This window comes from Kocuria salina, from assembly GCF_013368965.1.
Classification (GTDB): domain Bacteria; phylum Actinomycetota; class Actinomycetes; order Actinomycetales; family Micrococcaceae; genus Kocuria; species Kocuria rosea.
In genome coordinates this window covers 20,599-37,740 of the sequence record NZ_SSSF01000003.1, presented here as the reverse complement: position 1 = coordinate 37,740, position 17,142 = coordinate 20,599, and the positions used below count along the sequence as shown (strand labels likewise).

The window sequence follows — 17,142 nt, the reverse complement described above, 5'->3', positions numbered from 1 at the left end:
GCGGGATGGGACACGGGCCTCACTTCCGGTTCGATCGAAGGTTTCGTTGCCGGCGGGTGGACTGGTGCAGAGCGTGGACGGTGATATCCACACCGGCGGAACTGCACCCCAGCCCGGTGAGGGTCTCCTGGACGCAGCACTCCACCGCGGCCGTGATGGCCACCGCCGCCTGCAGCTTCTGATCTGTCGGGACAGTAGCCGGATCCAAAGACAGATCCACCGCCACCTGCACTTGTGCCCCTCGAACGTGCACGCACACCCCGGTGCACGCCCCGATGCCCCCGGGTCGGCGGTGCCGTATCCGGTGGACCGCTTCCGTCCAGGCGCACATCATGGCCAGGACCCTGGTGAGCACGGTGGGGATCAGCTGCAGCACCCCCGGGGTGGCGGCTACCGACTGGGCGACCACCCTCGCCACCGTGCCGGGCTCGGGAACCGGGGGTGTCAAGAGCGTCCCGGCCCGTGGTTCTTCCTGCCCAGTTCGCGGGGGAGAGAGCCGGGCAGGACACCCACGCTGCGGGGCCCGCACGGTGGTCGCCGGGACCGTGGGCGCACAGGACACGGTCGGGGCCAGTCTCGATTGCCCCAGGTGCCCCCCGGTGCGGCCGGCGAGGACCCCCTGAGCACCCCGGATGATCCGGCTTGGTTGCAGGGGACTGGTTCGGACACCGCACCGGTTCACCGGTGCGCCCCGTGCTCGGCTGCCACACGCGTGCGGATCGCCAGCTCTTCGACCAGCTCGTGGTGTCGATCCAGGGTCACCGGGTGCGGCCCGGAGGGATCGGTGCGGTAGTCCTCATCGAGTTGGCAGCAAATCCGGCTGTGCAACACCTGCACCTGGGTCAGCGGCAGCTCGGCCAGTACACCGGGGAAAGGCTCATCCGGTCCCAGACAGGTACGGGGCCGACCCGGAGGCGTCGACGGACTCAGAGGAACTGCGGCAGCCGGGTCGTCGATGAGCACGTGGGTGGACATGCTCATGCCGCGATCCTCCCACCAGCACCGGTGCCCGGGCGCGCGGCGGGGCGTGCGCCCAGCGGGGGCACCGGTCGGGAACGGCTGGGCTGGGCCACTACCAAGTGCACCGGTGACCGTGTTCCCCCGGCCCCGTCCTGATCCACGGCCTGGCGCAGCAGGTCCAGACCGAGGGGCTCCAGATGGCGTACTCGGGTGAGATCGACCGTGACCTCAACGGTGGGGGTCAGGGTGCGGGCCCGGCGGATCAGCGGGTGCAGGGCCCGCTGACTGAACTCGGTGAGACATCCGGTGACAACGATCCGGACGTTGCGTCCGTCGAGATCGACGTGGACGGTCACAGAAATCTTGTGGTCCATGGCAGCAGCTTTCGATACGCGAAAAGGGGTCGTGGCCCGCTGCTTGACCGGAGACCAGGATATGTCAGGCACCACCGAGAACGCCAGCACACTTCCTATCGCACCGACCCCACCGGTGCCTTCAGATATCCGGGGTCCAGGCCTCGACGTGGATGCTGGTCCGGCCCTGGCACCCTGGCCACCTGTTGGAGGGCCATCTCGCCCAAGTTGAGGTGGCGGTGGGCTTCGGTGTTGCGCGGAAGGACGAAATCTTTGGTGCGTGATCCTGTGACCGGAGGGATCATCGTGCCTGTCATCTCAGCCGTAGACACTGACACAGACGTCTTCTTTGGATCCGGCCCGCCCCACCGTTCTTCTTGCAGTCCCCTCTGTGGTCTCGTCCACGGTCGCGGCCTGAGAGATCGCGTCCCAGTCCTGCCGTGCGGGGGTAGCGGAAACTCGCCACCACCAGGTGGATCGCGCATGTTCGCGCGATCGTGGTCGGCCACACGCTGGCCACGGAATCGGGCAGACCCTTGAGGCCGTCGCAGGCGAGCATGAGCACGTCCTCGACCCCGCGGCTCTTGATTTCGGTCAGGACCTGCAAGCCAGTACTTTGCGCCCTTTCCGCCGGCGCCGCCCCACAGCTCCAGGATGTCGCGGTTGCCGTCCACGGTCGCGGCCAGGGCGATAAAGATCGGCCGGTTCGCGACTTGTCTGTCGCGCACCTTGAGGTGGATGCAATCCACGAGGAGCGCCGGGTCCAGGGCGCGGTTCTGTCACTCGGTCATGCACCTGAGGACCATGTTCGTGATCGTGGAGATCGTCGTCTTCGACACCTCCGTACCCTAGACCTCGGCCAGGCGCGCACTGGTGTCACCGTGTGCGAGCCCGTGGGTGGACAGCGAGAGCACCATGTCTGCCACGCTGCCGCTTCTTCACGATGCCCGGCTCGATCGCCACCGGCCTGTCTCTACCCCGCTCTCGGTGCGGTCACGGGGCCAGTAGGGTGAGGGCAGAAAAATACCCCGGCCGCATCATGGCTCATGTCCAGAGAGGCGGATCCGGGGACTACGCGATCTAGTGTAGCGAAGGCAGGACCGGACATCTATGGCAGCACCGGGGTGGAGCAACGGGGCGCATCAACGTGCTCTGCAACGGGCGATCACTCCGTTGCGGATGGGCAGCTATCTGCACGCCGCCGGCCATGAAGTCGGTCTCGCCACGCAGCTCTATATCTGGGATCGTGATGTTGCTGCGGCCCTGTTGGCTGATGTCGCCATCGTAGAAGTCGCTTTGCGCAACGCGCTCAACGATCAGCTCACGGCCGCCTACGGCCCCCGATGGTTCGAGGTCGACGTGGGCTTTGACGGGCCGACGCGGCAGAGCCTTGCCCAGGCGTGGGGGGCCCTGCCATCGGGGAGTCAAACACCGGGCCATCTGGTGGCCCGGCTGATGCTCGGTTTCTGGAAGGGCCTCCTCGAGCCCGGCGGGTATGTGGGCCGGGCCCCGCAGCGGTTCCGCGCCGACCACGAAGCGTTGTGGGTGCACTGCCTGCACCGGGCCTTTCCCGGGGGCCGGCTCATGGCCCGGGCCGAGGGAGCCCAGTTCACCCGCTCGTGGACGTTGGAGACAGTCACCGTGGTCCATGCTGCCCGTAACCGGGCGGCTCACCACGAGCCGTTCGTCAACGGTTTCCCACTGCCTGGTCAGCGCATCAGGCTCGAGGCGCAGGACGCCCATCAGGCCTGTCTCAAGCTTGCCGGCATCATTGATCGTGACTTGGCCGGGTGGTTGCGGACCTCCACAGCCGTTCCCGGGCTGCTGAACGACCGTCCGCAGAGCACGTCCTGAGCACCCGCGGTCAAGGTCAGACGGCGTCTGTGCGGCCGACCAGGTTCTGCCGGACAGGGCTCCGATCGAGGTGCCGCTGCTCGGTGTACCCGGTACGACGACGGGGCCCCCGTCACCGCAACGGTGACGGGGGCCCCGGAGTCGATCGGGTGCGATCAGATGCGGTCGCGGCGATCCTTGTCGGTCAGGCCGGTGCCGCGCTCGGCGTCGGTCTCGATCTCGACCTGTTCCTTGCGGACCTCGGCGTTGACGCGCTCGGTGTCGCGGACGGTGTCCTTCTCGAGCTCGATCTTCTCGACGCCCACGGTCTCCTTGGCCACCACGGCGCGCTCCTCGTGGAGGGTGACCTCCACGGTGTCCTCGCCGATGGTGCCGCCGGTGACCTCGGTGCCGTCGAGGGGAATGCGCTCGACCCGAACCTCCTCGCGCTGGACGGGGACATCGACGGTCTCGTGCTCGGTCACGACGTACTTGCGCAGACGGGCGCGGCCGGTCTCCTGACGCTCCTTACCCACGCGCAGGCGCTCCTCGTGACGGATGACCTCGTTGTCGTCGAGATCAGCGCGAGCGGCGGTGTCGTGACGGTCCGCGGTGTCATCGGCGTACTGGTCATTGCGGGCGTAACCGGCGGTTCCGGCCGCCGGAGTGGCGTTGTGATCAATCTCCGTGGCGTGTCGGTCGTCGCGGCCACCGTTGCCGGAGTAGTTCATCTTGTAGTAGCGGTAGATCTCCTCCTCCTCGGCCGGGGAGAGGTGCTGGTCCGCGTCCACGTTCGGGGCGTCCTTGACGACGTCCTTGGTGTAGGGAAGGATGAGGCGGTCGCCGTCCTGTCGGGCGCCGTCGGCGGGGACGAAGCTCTCCTTGGTGCCGAAGAGACCGGTGTTGACGGTCACGAAGGTGACCTCTTCGGTGTTGTCGTCCAGGAAGACCTGCTCGACCTTGCCGATCTTGCCGCCGTCCGACCCGTAGGCGGTGGCGGAGAGAAGGGCATTGACGTCGTAGGTGGCCATGAAATCTCCTTTGGGTAATTCGCGTGGCACGAACTCACGGGCGGAAGCCCGGCGCAGACGGTATCCGCCGGTGGGCGGGGTGATGCATTCGGCTGCTGCCTCTCACCCTACTGATAATCAGCCTGCTGATCAATGGTCTCACTAAAAGTTGAAGCTCTGTGTGGCTCGGGATGACCATGCGGTCTCTCGCCGCCGCGGCCGAGACGGGGTGGTGTCGTTGAGGTCGTCTCACAAGGTCGATACCCACGGGGAACGCCTCCGCGCCGTCATGGCTGGCGGCGCGGAGGCGACAACCTCACCGCGGAGTAACGGCAGGCTCCCGGGGTGCCGGCACCGTCGTACCCAACCGTGCGATCACCCCGTACGCCGACCACTGCGGCCAGCGTAAGTATGAAGCTTACTGATAGAAAGCATGCTTGTCACTATGTTGGCGGTTCCGTGCCCGGGATTCCTTCAGGCTGGCTGCGTCCTGTATCCGGGATGCGATCACTGCCTCAGGGTCGTCCGGACAACTCCTGATCGGACCGGCGACGGCGCGGACGCAGGCGCGTTGTCGCCCTTTATGTGCGACCGGATGCCGGCCATTGCACGTGGGGACGGAGTTGCAGATGGGGTTGATCTCTGCCCGGGGAGTGCTTGTCACGTGGAGTCTCCCGGTCAGGATGGCCAGCATGCCTAAGCGATACGGGTAGATGGAGTGTCGTAGGGCGTGGCCGTGCTTGGACTGCCACATGAGGGGCCCGGCTACCGCGCGCACCAGCTGCTCTCGTGACGCGAGCTGTGGGTGATGGCTACGACAAGGGCGCCGGACGGAATAACTAGAATGGCGCAATGAAAAGCATGTACCGCATTGGGCTTGTCCTCATCCCGGTTGGGGCAATCCTGGCCTTGGCAACCAAGGTGACATCGTCCCTGCAGAGACGCTACAGCGCGGACCCGGACATCGGTCTCGGCCTGCTTTTCTTGTTGGGTCTTGCGCTTTCCATCGTGGGGGTATATCTGGCTCTCATCGCCCGCCACGGCATGCGGAACGAGAATGCGACGACCACCCCGTGACTACAGGCGCTTCGGGTTGCCTGAGGTGTCACGGGAGGAGCCGGGGCGGGTCAGCTCCGGCCCCTCCTCTCTTGTTCTGCTGCGCCGACTCTCTTCACTTCGACAGGCATGGTGAGTTTCCCGCCATCTCGCCATGCGCTGCCGTCATGGCGACCACGTGCTGCATGAGGTGTGCCGCCCTACATCGGGGTGTGGAGTAACGAAGCGCGGCGATAAGGTGTTGCGGGGACTCAACCCGTAGCGTTTTACGAATGCACAGAAGGCGCGCGGAGTGGAAGACCCGGCAGCGTCGCGACATGGCTTGGATCCTGGTGTTGCTGGCCGGGGTGCAGGTGGGTCTGCTGGCTGCGGTGATCGGCGTCTTGGTCGAAGACTTCGTGGTGGGCACTGTTGTTGCCTTGGTTCCGGGTGCTGTGGTGGTGGGGATCTGGTGGCGGCGGTTTCTGGACTAGCCCGGGCTGGTGGGCATGGAAAAAGCCGGGCGGCCGCCCGGCTTTTTCTTCTGGGAGGCGCGGCCTGGTCAACCAGGCCTCCCGGGAAACGGTGGGTGTGAGCACGCCAGTTCCCGCCTCCAGTATCCGCCACCCGCCAATCCGTTCGCAAAAGTGACGACGATCTGTGAACGAGAGCTCCCACAACACCGCGATCTGTCGGTTCACACCGGCGACGGTTCGGGGTGACACCTCGGGTCTTGTGCTCCTCGATGTTGCTGGTGCGTGGTCGACCGGGCTTCGTGTTCGTTCCGCCTGACCCGATCGCAGGAGCGTGGCCTCGACACACCGGCGGGTGTCTGCTGCGCCCTGTGCAGGCTTTCGACCGACAAGGGCTACCAGGGCGCCGGGATCGGGGTGCACACCCCGATCAAGGGCTTCCACCTCGAAATCGACAGCCGGGCCTACAACGCGCTGGTCAGCGGCATGTGCGCCATCGGGGAACGCGCCAACGCGCTGCTGGGCCAACGCTGGGCCGCCCTGCGCCACGTCAGCCTCTCAGTCTCACGCATCGGGGACATCGTCGCTGCCGCTCTCGTGCCAACGAGCCGTGAGCACGGAACCCGGTAAGAAGACATCGTTGTGGATCTAGAGGAAAGTCATGGATTTGACTTTGCGAACGTCTTAGGGTTACGGCACGCTTCACCGGGTCGGCGGGGCGACCTCCGAGCTTGAGGAGCACGTCATGCGTCACAAGATCGTTCGAGGAATGGCTGCGGCTGGTTTCGCCGCCGTCATGAGTCTTTCCTCCCTCGCGCCGGCCGTATCGGCTACCGTGCCCGCGGCCACCGTCGGGTCTGCCGCGTTCCAGGGCGGGGAGTACGCTCCCATGGACCACAACCTGATCTGGATCCCTTGGGACGACACCATCTACTCCAGCTACAGCGCCTGCATGCGGCGCGGGGCCTACCTGGCCGGGGTCTACACCGACATCGTGGACTACCAATGCCGCAACCGGTCCACGGTCAATGTCCGTCCGACACGATTTGGGATGATGCTGGAGGTCAAGCGCTCCTAGGAACGTGGAGGAACCAGCGGTGGACAGTCAATCGAAGGACACACGGTTCGATCACCTGGTCCTGGCCGACGGGCAGGAGGCGGTGGCTGCCGGGCGTCTGGTGCGCGTGCAGCAGGAAGGACTCGGGTTGGTGTGGTGGCACCAGGAGTCGTGGCCCGTCGATCTTCTTCTGCCCGCCTCTGCGCCCGTCGTCGTCTTGTTCCCCCGGGGGCCTGGTCGGGAGGAAGAGCTGATCGACCGAATCGGTCACCGGGTGCTGGTCACCGGGGTGTGGTCCGACGGCAAGCTGTATGTGGACACCGTGACCGACATCATCCCGGCGGCGTCACCCCTGCGGTTGCCGGTGCAGTCACAGGATGCGCCGATGCACCCGGTGGACGAAGCCACCCGAGCCGTCGAGAGCCCTCTGTTCGAGGCCGGTGTCGTGCTGTGGCGATTCCGCCGGGTGGCCCCGGATGGGGTGGAAGAGGTCGTGGTCTCGGCCACCGATGTCACAGCGGCCCGGCGAGCCCTTCTGCCCGTGTACGGTGGGCGCCTGCGGGTGTACCAGAGCCCGTGGACCGCAGACGACCTCGCACGCCTGGACGCCGTTATCGCTGCTGTCGAGCCCACACGGCGTCATGCCGGTGGGGCCGGGGTGAGCCCGGAAGGCATCGTCTACCGGCGCCTGCTGCTGACCTACCTCGACCAGCAGCTGGCCACAACGCTGAGCGCGTTCCCGGAAGGCATGCTCAAGCTGGAGGTGCAGGCTCAACCACGCAGGTGAACTGCCAGTGACAAGGTCGTCGAGGGGCGACCGTGTGGCCCGCATCGCTGGGCTCATTTCATCGACTGGGATTGGCCAGCAACGGGGTGTGGAACACCGCGCTGCCCGCATACACCAGAGCAGTGGTGAGCGACAGGGGCAGCTGATTCAACAGCGCGCGTCTGCGGGCGGGCAGCTTGCTGTCGTGCAGGACGCGGATGGACAGGAAACGCAAGGTGGAATCCACAACAGGAGTCTTCCGACGAAGGCAGCCACCACTGCGCGGGGGGAACGCAGCAGCCATCTGAAGAGATTACTGCCTGCACACCCCACCGCCGGTGTGCCGAGGCCGAAGTCGATGGCAACGGTTTCTGCCCGTTTCAGCTGCCCGGCAACGGTGCTCGGTGCTGGACCCGAAGCACAATGGTGTGTGGCAGCAGCTCCTGCGGCTGCTGTTCACCGACTACCACTGTGTGCCCCTCCAACCTCCATGGTTGCGGAGGTGGCCGTGGAGGCAGCCGGCCAGAGTCGATGACCGTTCCTGGTCTCGGCGGCTGTCCAAACAGACATATCTACCGCGGCCTGGGTGTGGTTGTAGCGCCGGGGTGCACGCTCGGGGCGGCCTCGCGGGGGCGGGTGGCTGGATCCAGGGGTGCACGGATAGTCTCGGCTGGCCGTGGAGGTCAGGCGGCTGGTGCCGGGAACTCGTCAACGAGCATGTGTTGCAACCGCCCGATAGCGCGGGGGGCCCAGTTCAATTGGAGGGCAAGAGTGAACCGTCACGGGTTTGATGCCGCTTCCTTTCGATGAAGGATGAGGACATGCCCAAGAAGTACGACGCCGAGTTCAAGGCCCGAGCGGTGCGCATGGTGCGCGAGCACCAGCAGGACTATCCGTCGCTGACGGTGGCCTGTCAGCAGATCGGTCAGCAACTGGATCTGGGGCGGGAGACGCTGCGCAACTGGGTCCGTCAGGCCGAGATCGACTCCGGTGACCGGGACGGAGTCACCACGGCCGAGGCCGAGGAGATCAAGCGGCTCAAGGCCGAGAACAAACGGTTGCGTGAGGCCAATGAGATCCTGCGCAAGGCCTCGAATTTCTTTGCGGGGGAGCTCGACCCCCGCAATCGTTGATCGCCGGGTTCATCGATCAGATGAGGGCCGAAGGCTACGCGGTCGAGTCGATCTGCGCGGTCCTGCGCGAGCAGGGCGTGCCGGTCGCCGCGAGAACCTACCGCTCCTGGAAGCAGCCCGGTCGGCAGCCTGCCGCGCGCACGGTCAGCGACGCGGTGGTGATGGATGCGCTGCTGGCCACCGTGGGCACCCCGGAGGGCCTCTACGGCCGGCGGAAGATGACCGCCTACCTGCGCCGGTGTGGGCTGGCGGTGGCCCACTGCACGGTGGACCGGCTGATGCGCTCGCTCGGGCTGGCCGGGGTGGTCCGAGGCCGGCGGGTGCGCACCACGATCCCGGCCAAGGATGGGACGCGGGCGGCGGATCTGCTCAACCGCAACTTCACCGCCGCGGCCCCGAACACCGTGTGGGTCGCCGACTTCACGTACGTGCGCACGTGGGCCGGGTTCGTCTACGTCGCCTTTATCGTCGATGTCTTCGCTCAGCGCATCGTGTCCTGGAACGCGGCCACGACCCGCACGACGGATCTGGTGCTCACCTGCCTGCGAATGGGCCGGTGGGACCGGACCCGTCAGGGCCTGGTGCTGCCGGACGGGCTGATCCATCACCACGACGCCGGGTCCCAGTACACGGCGCTGCGCTTCACCGAGCATCTGGCCCTGGAGGGGATGGCGCCGTCGATCGGTTCGGTCGGGGACGCCTACGACAACTGCCTCATGGAGTCGATCATCGGCCTCTACAAGACCGAGTGCATCCGCCCGGGCCCGTTCGTGAAGGCACCACTGAAAACTGTCAGCGACGTCGAGTACTCCACGCTGGCCTGGGTGGACTGGTACAACACCCGCAGGCTGCACTCCAGCCTCGGCAACGTCCCGCCTGCCGAGTTCGAGGCCGCCCACTACGATCAGATCACTGCGCCCCAGCCGGCGGCGCAGCCCGTATGAAGACGGCAGAGAAGCCGAGACGGTTCAAGAGCGAGCAACTCCTCAGTGGTGAACAGGCACCCCTGGCCCTGCAGACGACGTAGCCCTACGGCGATGCCTTGAAGTGTTGAGGGCTCGTCTGCGGGAGAAGTGGTGACGAGGCGGTGGGTGAAGTACACCATGGCCCGGCGCACAGTGGCATCGGGCAGTAATGGCTCCAACGGGGTCAGGACGTGCCCGGCCAGATGCCTCGGGGTGAAGGCATCCACCCACGGGCGGAGAGGGATGTTCTCGGCGGCGAGAGCCACGATCGCGCAGGTGATCGGTAGCTGCTCGGCGGCGGCCAGGGTCGGCAGGTCCGGGGCGTAAGCGATGACGGGTCCGGTGAAACCGGCCAATGGCCGTCGGTCGGTGACGGCCTCGATCGTGACGCCGCGCGCACGCAATCGGTGCAACGCCCGATGCTGGATGTAAGCAGGGGTGGGCACCAGGATCCCGATCCGGTTCCACCGGCCTTCCGGGTGGTGCTGGAACGCCCACTTCAACGCCGACAGCAACCCCTCTTCCGGGGGTACCGGGGCGGCGATGTAGGCCCGGGTTCGCTCGGGGGCTGAGCCAGGACAACTGGGAACGGGACGCATGGGTGCGGGGGGCATGGGGAGGCTTCCTGCGCGGCAGGCCGACCCACAGAAGGGCCGAGGGGGCACTGATTGATCAGTCTACGGGCACATCACGGGGATAGCTCAGGACTTCGGTTCCACACCAGCCTCCGGGGCGTCGGGTTCGGCGAGGCGCGTTTCCAGCTGTCGTGCTGATGTGGAATTCGGCGCGGATATGCCGAAGGGTGGTGGGGCGGGTAGTCGGTGTTGGGGCAACACCATGGTGATGTCGGCGCTGCTGCCTGTGGTGGTGGTGATCAGGGGGTAGTAGGTCGCGGTTCATTCCGTGGGGGTGTGGGGGTGCAGCTCGACGGCAAAGAGGAGGGGGTGGGGTTAGTGGGTGGGGGTGGCGGTGATGACGACGTTCTTGCCCCAGGGGTCGTGGGTGTAGCAGCTGATGATCACCAGCCGTTGCGGGGTGATCTGCCAGATATCGCTGTTTTTGAGGGTGTTCTTGTCGTGGGTGGTGACTGTGTCCACGGTGTAGTTGATGGCCCCGGTCTGGGTGTCGAGGGTGATGGTGTCCCCGGGGTTCAGGTGGGTGCTGAGCCGGTCGAAGGGGGCTTCGGTGCCTTCCCAGCTGTGTCCGGTGAGGTAGGTGGTGTTCGTGGACCCGGGTCCGGGGGTGCCGTAGGTGGTCAGCCAGTAGGCGTCCATGGTCATTGGGGGCACGATCGCCTGGTTGGCCAGCTCGGCGGTGGTCGGGGCCAGTGGCAGGATCGGCTGGTCGATGCCGGCGGCGGGCACGGTGAGGTGGACCGGGGCGGAGGCCGCCGGCTGGACCGGGGCCGGCTCGGGTGCCGGTGGGGTGGGTGCCGGTGAGGGCGTCACCGCGGGAGCCGCCCGGGAAGGTGCGGGGGAGGGCGAGACGGATGCTGTGGGTGCCGTCGAGTCCGCACCCTCGCCCCCGACGGGGTCGGGGGCGGCAATGGTGCTGTGGGTGGCCGGTGGCGCCGTGGCAGTCGCTTCGGTATCAGGACCGGGCCCGAGGCCGAGGTACCCGCCGATCCCGAGCAGCACGGCCGCGGCCAGTCCGGTGATGACGGGCAGGGCACGGGTGCGCCGGGGCTGGTGGGGTGCTGTGGTGGCGCCGTGCTGGTGTTTGTCGTGCTGATGGCCCATCTGGTGCCCCCCGAGGGCTGGTGGTGTGGCTCCGGGCGCCGGCCAGGGTGGCCGGCGCCCGGAGGGTCACGATGGTGGCGGGTGGGGTGCAGGAGCGCCCCACCCGCCGTGGTGGTTAGCTGCCGGTGGTGTGCCGGCGGCGCAGCACCAGCCCGGTCGCGGCGAGCAGGCCGGCCCCGGTCAGCGCGATCACTCCCAGGTAGTCCTCGGAACCGGCACCGGTGGTCGTACTGGGGGTGGTGCCGGCGGTCTGGACGTTCATGCCCTGGTTGGTGGTCTCCATGGATGAGCCGGGCACCCAGTGCACCGGGGAGGTGCCCGGGGACCACGGGGCACCCGGAGTGGCGGTGGGGCCGGTGACCAGGCCCTCGTCCACGTCGACGTCGATGCCGGCGCCTGTGCCGGCGCAGGCTGCCAGGGCTGCATCGAAGAGAGCTTCCAGCTCCTCGACATCGACCCCGACCTCGCCCAGGGTAAGGCGGACCTCAGCGAGGTCCTCGATAGCGGCGTCCAGGGCCAGCTGCGCCTCGATGGCGGCGGCCACGGCCGTCTCCACGGTCACCTCGGCATCGGCCACGGCCGCCTCGGCGTCCTCGACCGCGGCCAGCAGCGCCAGCTGGGCGTCCAGCTCGGCCTGGGCGGCGTCGAACTCCGCCTGGGCGGCAGCCTGGATCTCCTCGGCGGCGGTCACCTCCGCCCGGGCCTCGAGCAGCGATTCCGGCTCCACCTGCGCGTCCTCCAGTGCCACCTGCGCCTCGGCCACTACGGCGGCGGCGGCCTCGGCCTCGGCCTGGGCGGCGTCGCGGTCGGTGACTGCCACCTCCAGGGCGGCCTGGGCATCGGCGACGGACCCGGCCTCCTCCACGGCCGCAGTCGCCTCGGCCACCGCGGCCGCGGCGGCCTCCGCCTCGGCCTCGGCGGCCGCCAATTCCGCCTGGGCGGTCTCCACCGCGGCTGCGGCCTCAGCGGCGGTGGCCACGGCGGCGTCCAGCTGCGCCTGCGCGTCGGCGGTGACACCGGCGGCCAGATCCACCTCGGCCTGGGCGGCATCGGCCTCCTCCTGGGCCACTCCCACGGTCAGGGCCGCATCGGCGGCAGCAACCACCGCGGCATCCAGATCGGCCTGGGCGGTGACCACCGCAGCGACCGCGGCCTCCACAGCCGCAGTGGCCTCCTCCACGGCCAGCTCGGCGGCGGCGATCGCATCGGCGTCCCCATCGGCCACCGCCGCGGTCAAGGCCACCGTGGCATCGGCCAGGGCCGCCTCGGCATCGGCCTGCACCCCCAGTGCCGCATCCACCGCGACGTCAGCGGCAGCAACCGCGGCATCGGCCTGCACCTGAGCGTCCAGGGCGAGCTGCAGCTCGCCCAGCTCCACCTCCAGGGCGGCCTGCGCCTCGGCCTGCACCGCCGCCGCCGCATCCAGGGCGTCCTGGGCGGTGCCGACCGCCGCGTCGGCCTCGACCTGAGCGGCCAGGGCCGCGTCCACGGCGTCTTGGGCCGGTGCGAGCCCCGCGTCGGCCTCGACCTGAGCGGCCAGGGCGGCCTCCAGGGCCTCCTGCGCGGCAACCGCGGCCTCCAGATCGGCCTCGGCCCCCAGCACCGCCTCATCAGCTGCCGCCAGCTCGGCGTCGGCCTCGACCTGCGCGGCCAGAGCGGCCTCCAGATCGGCCTCGGCAGCGGCGACGACCTCGTTGTAGGCGGCCACCTCGGCCTCCAGCACGGCCTCAGCCTCCGCCAGGGCCGCGTTCGCCTCATCCAGCTCGGCCTGGGCGGCGTCCCGGGCCGCCTCAGCGGACTCGATGTCCACCTCAGCGGCGGCCTCCACCGCAGCCTCCAGCTCCGCCACCGCCACCTCCAGGGCGGTCGCGGCGTCCAGGGCCGCCTGGGCCCGGGCATCACGCTCGGCCTGAGCGGCCACCACGACGTCGACGGCGGCCTCGAGCTCATCGACGAGCTCAGCCTCGATCCCGGCCTGCTCCAGGCCCGCCTGCATCGCAGCATCGGCGGCCAGGCACTGCGGGTCACCCACCGCGGCCGACGCCGGGGCAGCGGTGAGGAACACACCACCAGAGGCCAGTGCGGCCGCGGTACCGGTGGCGAAAAGCTTCTTACCAAGGTTCATGATCGCTCTTATCTGATACTGGGCAGCCCCACCTGGGGGAGAGGACGCCACGAACGGGGGGGTAACGAAAGCAAACTTTGCTTTCGTGTAGACCACTGTACGAAAGCCCAGGCGCTGTGGGTCACTTAGGGGGGCAGATGACGTCCATGAGACGCGAGAAAGGGTGCTGTTCCGGGCCTTCACCAGGAGATACGGCCCCACCTGCCCTTTCCGGAGAGTGCCCTCAGGTGCAGGACGTCCCCTGGTCAGGGGACGTGCCAATAGGGATTCTTCGAGATAGGGGCTGATGGCCCGTTAGCGAGCCCGGGCAGGGCGCCGTCGCCGGAAAGCCCCTTGGTGGACGGCTGTATCGCGGCGGTTGTCGCAGGTCGTGGAGCGTCACACGCCCCATTACGGGTAATTCGGGCCACTAGGGTGGCCCTGGCCCCCCACTGCTATCGACAGAAGAAGTGCAGCGGAAGGACAGGCTCCCATGGACGCACCCCAGTCACCCCAGGCGCGGGACGCGGTGCTCACCACCGCCAACGTCGCCGACGGCCAGGTGCTCACCGGCCGGGACATGGACATAGGTGGGCTTTGCCGGGTGGTCACCACGGTCATCGACGACGATGCTGTGCTTTACGGAGAGTTCACCGTCGATGCGGAGCTGCTCCACGTCCACGACCCGGGGCAGGTGCAGCATCACCCGGCTGCCCTGTGCGGGATCGTGGAGGACTGGGACGGACCCCACGACGGCACGGTGACCTTAAGCGCCTACGTCTATGTCCACACCCACGAACACGGCGCGCTGGGACTGAGCTTGCCGGCAGCCCTGCAGGTGCTCAACGACATCCGCCGGCAATGCGTGTCCTACCTGCGCAAGGGAACAGCCCAGCCGTAAGGGGAGTGTCCCCGCTCTGCTGAGCGGGGGCACTTCGGCGCCCAGTGGGGGAGGTCGGTCTCCTGTCACGTGGGCCAGGGGCGCCCCGAGGCCAGCAGAGTCTATGTTCTCAGCTGCAGGCATGGTCGGCGGTGGGAAAGCTGTGTTCGGTGGTGATGGGGGGCGGGCCCTGCCAGTCGGGGGATGCGGCAGGGCCCGTCCGGTGTCATCCGCACGGGGGATGCGGGCACCACCGCCGCAGGAAATGCCCGGACCAGGAGCTCTCCGAACACGGAGAGACTGAGTGGGGGACTGATCGCGAACCATCTGCGGCGGTGGCCTCACGATACGCCCTATGTGCATGGGTTTACATGGGTGTTGTTAATGTGACGACTTCCCGGGAAATGCCACCGAACACCTGAGCAGGAATGGTGTCCGCCTCGTCGATCAGTCCACACTGGGCCCCCGGGGGTGCAGTGCTCACACCATGGCCTTCGGGGGAGGGGCCGGGCGCTGCGCCCGGCCCCTCTTGCCCGCAATGACCGCTCACGAGACCCCGCCTTTTCATTTTCCTGGTCTGCAGACCGAGAGGGAGTCAGTCGCGAGGTCCTTTGTCTCGTGCAGGAGAAGCCGGCCCACCGGCCATGCTGCTCCCCGGCTGTCAAAACATCGGCATATCGGGATTCTTGATGTGCTGGAGACGAAAGCGCCCCCGCCCGCAAGAGGGCAGGGGCGCTTCGGTGCGCCGTCGGCGCACAGCTAGGCGTGGTCGGACTGGGCGACGGGCGCCTCCCCCCAGAGGCGCCCTCCGAACCTGTTCAAGCCCCCCGGCTCGAATGGCCTAGCCGTTCAGAAGCCAACGCTCCAGGTGCCAGGAAACCCAGTGGCCGTCTCGCATCACGGACAAATTGCTCTGACTAGGCAAAATAACCCGCTGCCCGCTCCCGAACAGAACGCTCACTCCAGCGAAGCATCGACACCGTCCCCCTAACTTGGGACAAGGCATAAACCCTTACCCACGTGCGGCGACATCTACACAAGGTGCCTGGACTGGACCTGGATTTGGGTGCGATGTCCTGCGGCGGACAAGACAAAGAAAGGCTTTTCGGGGCAGGCACTCAGTGGGCTGCGTAGTAGGCGTCCTTGATGGTCTGGTGGATGCGGCCGCGGTCGGAGACTTCGTGGCCGTTTTCCTTGGCCCAAGCGCGGATCTTGGCGGTGTCCGGATCGCCGCTGGAGGCGCGGGTGCGGGCACCGCGAGAGCCCCCGCCGCGGGTGGTTTTGCGGCCGGTGGCCACGAAGGGGCGCAAGGCTTCGCGCAGCTTCTCGGCGTTGGCCTGGGAGAGGTCGATCTCGTAGTCCTTGCCGTCCATAGCGAAGGTGAGGGTGGTGTCGGCGGGTCCGCCGTCGAGGTCGTCCTCGAGATGCACTTCGACTCTCTGGGCCATGGGTGGGGATGCCTTTCGGATGAAGGGTCGTAAAACAGCGCTGTACTGGCGTGCGGCTGGTCAGGAGTTGTCGGTGGTGTCTTCGCCGGCTGGGTCGTCCTGGGCAGCGATGGTGTCGATATCTTCCATCGGGTCTGCGGTCTCGGCGTCTTGGGCCGGTGCCGTGGACTTGGTGCGGTTGCCGGTGATGACCGTGCCTTCCTGGGTCAGGTCCACGCAGAGCATGCCGTCCTCGATAAAGGGCTTCCATCGCCTGGTGGCAGTGGTATCGATGCCGTAGTGCTGTGTAAAGGCGGTGACCGAGACGATGGCTTGGCCGGGGCCGCGCTTGGAACCGTTACGGACCGCATAGGCGTGCGGGGAGGAGTCATCGGCGGCACGCAGGGCTATGATCTGCCGTTCCCGGTCGTAGAGCAGCTCCACCGTCTCGGCATTGTCCACCAAGTCGTGGGCGGCCTTGTTCAGCGAAATCACACCACGCTTCTGGATCGTGACGCTGGGCGCCTTCGCCAGTGGAGTCATCCTCTTATCAAAGACCTCGAACGGCATGCTTTCTCCTATAGTCAGCGAAACCAGGGCAGGGTATGCATCGTATTCATTGCATTGTATGCCTGCATGCTCACTGTGCTCGTGCAACGATGCGTCTTGGAAGGCAAGGGATGCAAGACGTCTCGTCGCAAAAAACTGCACCCGCATGTTTCCGCGGTTCGGCCTGTCTCGCATCCGTGTGCTTTATCCATGCCTCTAGAATTCGATACTCAACGTTAGTTACGAGACAGATGAGGTGGACGTGGGGAAGCTCATCGGGTATGCCCGGGTATCGACACGGCAGCAGGATGCGGACCGTCAGGTATCCGACCTGCTACATGCCGGCGTGCGACGCGATGACATCTACATGGACAGTGGAGTGTCTGGAGCCCGTGCATCACGCCCACAGTTCGACAAAGCAGTGGCCGCCCTCGAAGAGAGCGACACCTTGGTCATCACCACGCTGGACCGGTTGGGGCGATCGACTCAGAACATGCTGAGCTTCGCCGAAGAGCTGCGGGGCACAGGTGCCGGGCTGTGGGTGCTGAACCTCGGTGGGGGAGACGTGGACACCGCGACCCCGATGGGTTCCATGGTCTTCACCGTCATGGCCGCCCTGGCGCAGATGGAGTTGGAGATCAAGCGGGAGCGGATCACCGACTCGGTGGCCAAACGGAGGGCCGCCGGTAAGGACCTGGGCGGGCGGCGTCAGACTTTCACCGACTCCCAGATCCGCAACGCCCTGCGCCTGATCGAGTCCGGGGAGCCGGCCACCCAGGTCGCTCGAGACCTGGGGATGTCGCGGGCGACCCTCTACCGGCGGATCCGGGAGCTGCCGCAAGCGAGGACCATCTGAGT

At 67.2% G+C, this 17,142-nt stretch carries 18 protein-coding genes and 2 pseudogenes; 9 read left to right on the top strand and 11 right to left on the bottom strand.

Annotated features, from left to right (window positions below; all coding sequences use genetic code 11):
• Nucleotides 1-19: 19 nt before the first annotated feature.
• The 4 genes and pseudogenes from E7Z53_RS06895 to E7Z53_RS20975 all read right to left on the bottom strand — a co-directional run.
• Complete coding sequence (locus E7Z53_RS06895; protein WP_147017941.1) at nucleotides 20-376, bottom strand: hypothetical protein; 357 nt, start codon at nucleotides 374-376, stop codon at nucleotides 20-22.
• A gap of 302 nt (nucleotides 377-678) precedes the next feature.
• Nucleotides 679-981 (bottom strand): hypothetical protein, encoded by a 303-nt coding sequence (locus tag E7Z53_RS06890; protein WP_047801997.1) that lies wholly within the window; start codon nucleotides 979-981, stop codon nucleotides 679-681.
• Entirely contained in the window at nucleotides 978-1,334 is a 357-nt protein-coding gene (locus E7Z53_RS06885) for a hypothetical protein (RefSeq protein WP_047801998.1), read from the bottom strand. The genes E7Z53_RS06890 and E7Z53_RS06885 overlap by 4 nt, the downstream gene beginning before the upstream one ends.
• 366 nt (nucleotides 1,335-1,700) lie before the next feature.
• Nucleotides 1,701-2,251: pseudogene (locus E7Z53_RS20975) on the bottom strand (transposase); the annotation flags it as partial.
• 241 nt (nucleotides 2,252-2,492) lie between these two features.
• On the opposite strand from E7Z53_RS20975, the gene E7Z53_RS06875 reads away from it, so the two are divergent.
• Nucleotides 2,493-3,167 carry a hypothetical protein gene (locus E7Z53_RS06875; protein ID WP_217905554.1) on the top strand — a complete coding sequence of 225 codons (675 nt, stop codon included), beginning with the start codon at nucleotides 2,493-2,495 and terminating at the stop codon, nucleotides 3,165-3,167.
• Nucleotides 3,168-3,322: 155 nt separating this feature from the next.
• On the opposite strand, the gene E7Z53_RS06870 is transcribed toward E7Z53_RS06875, so the two are convergent.
• Nucleotides 3,323-4,177, bottom strand: a complete 855-nt coding sequence (locus E7Z53_RS06870) for a DUF2382 domain-containing protein (RefSeq protein WP_176337460.1) — start codon at nucleotides 4,175-4,177, stop codon at nucleotides 3,323-3,325.
• 831 nt (nucleotides 4,178-5,008) lie between these two features.
• On the opposite strand from E7Z53_RS06870, the gene E7Z53_RS06865 reads away from it, so the two are divergent.
• The 5 genes and pseudogenes from E7Z53_RS06865 to E7Z53_RS06845 all read left to right on the top strand — a co-directional run bounded on the left by E7Z53_RS06865 (nucleotide 5,009) and on the right by E7Z53_RS06845 (nucleotide 7,508).
• A complete protein-coding gene (locus E7Z53_RS06865; RefSeq protein ID WP_176337459.1) occupies nucleotides 5,009-5,233 on the top strand; it encodes a hypothetical protein in 225 nt (74 codons plus the stop codon).
• Nucleotides 5,234-5,529: 296 nt separating this feature from the next.
• Nucleotides 5,530-5,685, top strand: coding sequence for a hypothetical protein (locus E7Z53_RS06860; RefSeq protein ID WP_154676747.1), 156 nt, complete (start codon nucleotides 5,530-5,532; stop codon nucleotides 5,683-5,685).
• Between the two features lie 366 nt (nucleotides 5,686-6,051).
• Nucleotides 6,052-6,294: pseudogene (locus E7Z53_RS06855) on the top strand (IS5/IS1182 family transposase); the annotation flags it as partial.
• Between the two features lie 115 nt (nucleotides 6,295-6,409).
• A complete protein-coding gene (locus E7Z53_RS06850) occupies nucleotides 6,410-6,742 on the top strand; it encodes a hypothetical protein (RefSeq protein WP_176337457.1) in 333 nt (110 codons plus the stop codon).
• 19 nt (nucleotides 6,743-6,761) lie between these two features.
• The gene (locus E7Z53_RS06845; protein WP_047802004.1) at nucleotides 6,762-7,508 is read left to right on the top strand and encodes a hypothetical protein; all 747 of its coding nucleotides are present in this window, start codon (nucleotides 6,762-6,764) and stop codon (nucleotides 7,506-7,508) included.
• 58 nt (nucleotides 7,509-7,566) lie between these two features.
• Here E7Z53_RS06845 and E7Z53_RS06840 read toward each other — a convergent pair whose 3' ends face one another.
• The gene (locus E7Z53_RS06840) at nucleotides 7,567-7,734 is read right to left on the bottom strand and encodes a hypothetical protein (protein WP_176337456.1); all 168 of its coding nucleotides are present in this window, start codon (nucleotides 7,732-7,734) and stop codon (nucleotides 7,567-7,569) included.
• A gap of 574 nt (nucleotides 7,735-8,308) precedes the next feature.
• Here E7Z53_RS06840 and E7Z53_RS06835 point away from each other — a divergent pair.
• Nucleotides 8,309-9,564, top strand: a protein-coding gene (locus E7Z53_RS06835) for an IS3 family transposase (protein ID WP_176337455.1) whose coding sequence is annotated in 2 segments (ribosomal slippage) — nucleotides 8,309-8,582 and nucleotides 8,582-9,564 — 1,257 coding nt in all. Because the reading frame shifts where the segments join, the coding sequence is not laid out codon by codon here.
• Here the strand turns inward: E7Z53_RS06835 and E7Z53_RS06830 are convergent.
• The 3 genes from E7Z53_RS06830 to E7Z53_RS06820 form a co-directional block, all read right to left on the bottom strand.
• Nucleotides 9,525-10,100, bottom strand: coding sequence for a hypothetical protein (locus E7Z53_RS06830; RefSeq protein ID WP_176337454.1), 576 nt, complete (start codon nucleotides 10,098-10,100; stop codon nucleotides 9,525-9,527). The two genes, E7Z53_RS06835 and E7Z53_RS06830, sit on opposite strands and share 40 nt — an antisense overlap.
• A gap of 435 nt (nucleotides 10,101-10,535) precedes the next feature.
• Complete coding sequence (locus tag E7Z53_RS20625) at nucleotides 10,536-11,324, bottom strand: class F sortase (protein ID WP_176337453.1); 789 nt, start codon at nucleotides 11,322-11,324, stop codon at nucleotides 10,536-10,538.
• A gap of 115 nt (nucleotides 11,325-11,439) precedes the next feature.
• Complete coding sequence (locus tag E7Z53_RS06820) at nucleotides 11,440-13,449, bottom strand: hypothetical protein (RefSeq protein ID WP_176337452.1); 2,010 nt, start codon at nucleotides 13,447-13,449, stop codon at nucleotides 11,440-11,442.
• 472 nt (nucleotides 13,450-13,921) lie between these two features.
• Here E7Z53_RS06820 and E7Z53_RS06815 point away from each other — a divergent pair, with 472 nt between their 5' ends.
• Complete coding sequence (locus tag E7Z53_RS06815; RefSeq protein ID WP_047801430.1) at nucleotides 13,922-14,329, top strand: hypothetical protein; 408 nt, start codon at nucleotides 13,922-13,924, stop codon at nucleotides 14,327-14,329.
• A gap of 1,097 nt (nucleotides 14,330-15,426) precedes the next feature.
• Here E7Z53_RS06815 and E7Z53_RS06810 read toward each other — a convergent pair.
• Both E7Z53_RS06810 and E7Z53_RS06805 read right to left on the bottom strand, forming a co-directional pair.
• Nucleotides 15,427-15,756, bottom strand: a complete 330-nt coding sequence (locus tag E7Z53_RS06810) for a histone-like nucleoid-structuring protein Lsr2 (RefSeq protein ID WP_047801431.1) — start codon at nucleotides 15,754-15,756, stop codon at nucleotides 15,427-15,429.
• A gap of 60 nt (nucleotides 15,757-15,816) precedes the next feature.
• The gene (locus tag E7Z53_RS06805; protein ID WP_176337451.1) at nucleotides 15,817-16,305 is read right to left on the bottom strand and encodes a hypothetical protein; all 489 of its coding nucleotides are present in this window, start codon (nucleotides 16,303-16,305) and stop codon (nucleotides 15,817-15,819) included.
• 241 nt (nucleotides 16,306-16,546) lie between these two features.
• Between E7Z53_RS06805 and E7Z53_RS06800 the strand changes: the two genes are divergently transcribed.
• A complete protein-coding gene (locus tag E7Z53_RS06800) occupies nucleotides 16,547-17,140 on the top strand; it encodes a recombinase family protein (protein ID WP_176337450.1) in 594 nt (197 codons plus the stop codon).
• The last annotated feature ends 2 nt before the right edge of the window (nucleotides 17,141-17,142 follow it).

Excerpts from the sequence above, each read along its gene's own strand:
- E7Z53_RS06865 (WP_176337459.1), top strand. The coding sequence starts at position 5,009 with ATGAAAAGCATGTACCGCATTGGGCTTGTCCTCATCCCGGTTGGGGCA.
- E7Z53_RS06805 (WP_176337451.1), bottom strand. The coding sequence starts at position 16,305 with ATGCCGTTCGAGGTCTTTGATAAGAGGATGACTCCACTGGCGAAGGCG.
- E7Z53_RS06815 (WP_047801430.1), top strand. The coding sequence starts at position 13,922 with ATGGACGCACCCCAGTCACCCCAGGCGCGGGACGCGGTGCTCACCACC.
- E7Z53_RS06860 (WP_154676747.1), top strand. The coding sequence starts at position 5,530 with ATGGCTTGGATCCTGGTGTTGCTGGCCGGGGTGCAGGTGGGTCTGCTG.
- E7Z53_RS06890 (WP_047801997.1), bottom strand. The coding sequence starts at position 981 with ATGAGCATGTCCACCCACGTGCTCATCGACGACCCGGCTGCCGCAGTT.
- E7Z53_RS06850 (WP_176337457.1), top strand. The coding sequence starts at position 6,410 with ATGCGTCACAAGATCGTTCGAGGAATGGCTGCGGCTGGTTTCGCCGCC.
- E7Z53_RS06875 (WP_217905554.1), top strand. The coding sequence starts at position 2,493 with ATGGGCAGCTATCTGCACGCCGCCGGCCATGAAGTCGGTCTCGCCACG.
- E7Z53_RS06810 (WP_047801431.1), bottom strand. The coding sequence starts at position 15,756 with ATGGCCCAGAGAGTCGAAGTGCATCTCGAGGACGACCTCGACGGCGGA.
- E7Z53_RS06885 (WP_047801998.1), bottom strand. The coding sequence starts at position 1,334 with ATGGACCACAAGATTTCTGTGACCGTCCACGTCGATCTCGACGGACGC.
- E7Z53_RS06820 (WP_176337452.1), bottom strand. The coding sequence starts at position 13,449 with ATGAACCTTGGTAAGAAGCTTTTCGCCACCGGTACCGCGGCCGCACTG.
- E7Z53_RS20625 (WP_176337453.1), bottom strand. The coding sequence starts at position 11,324 with ATGGGCCATCAGCACGACAAACACCAGCACGGCGCCACCACAGCACCC.
- E7Z53_RS06870 (WP_176337460.1), bottom strand. The coding sequence starts at position 4,177 with ATGGCCACCTACGACGTCAATGCCCTTCTCTCCGCCACCGCCTACGGG.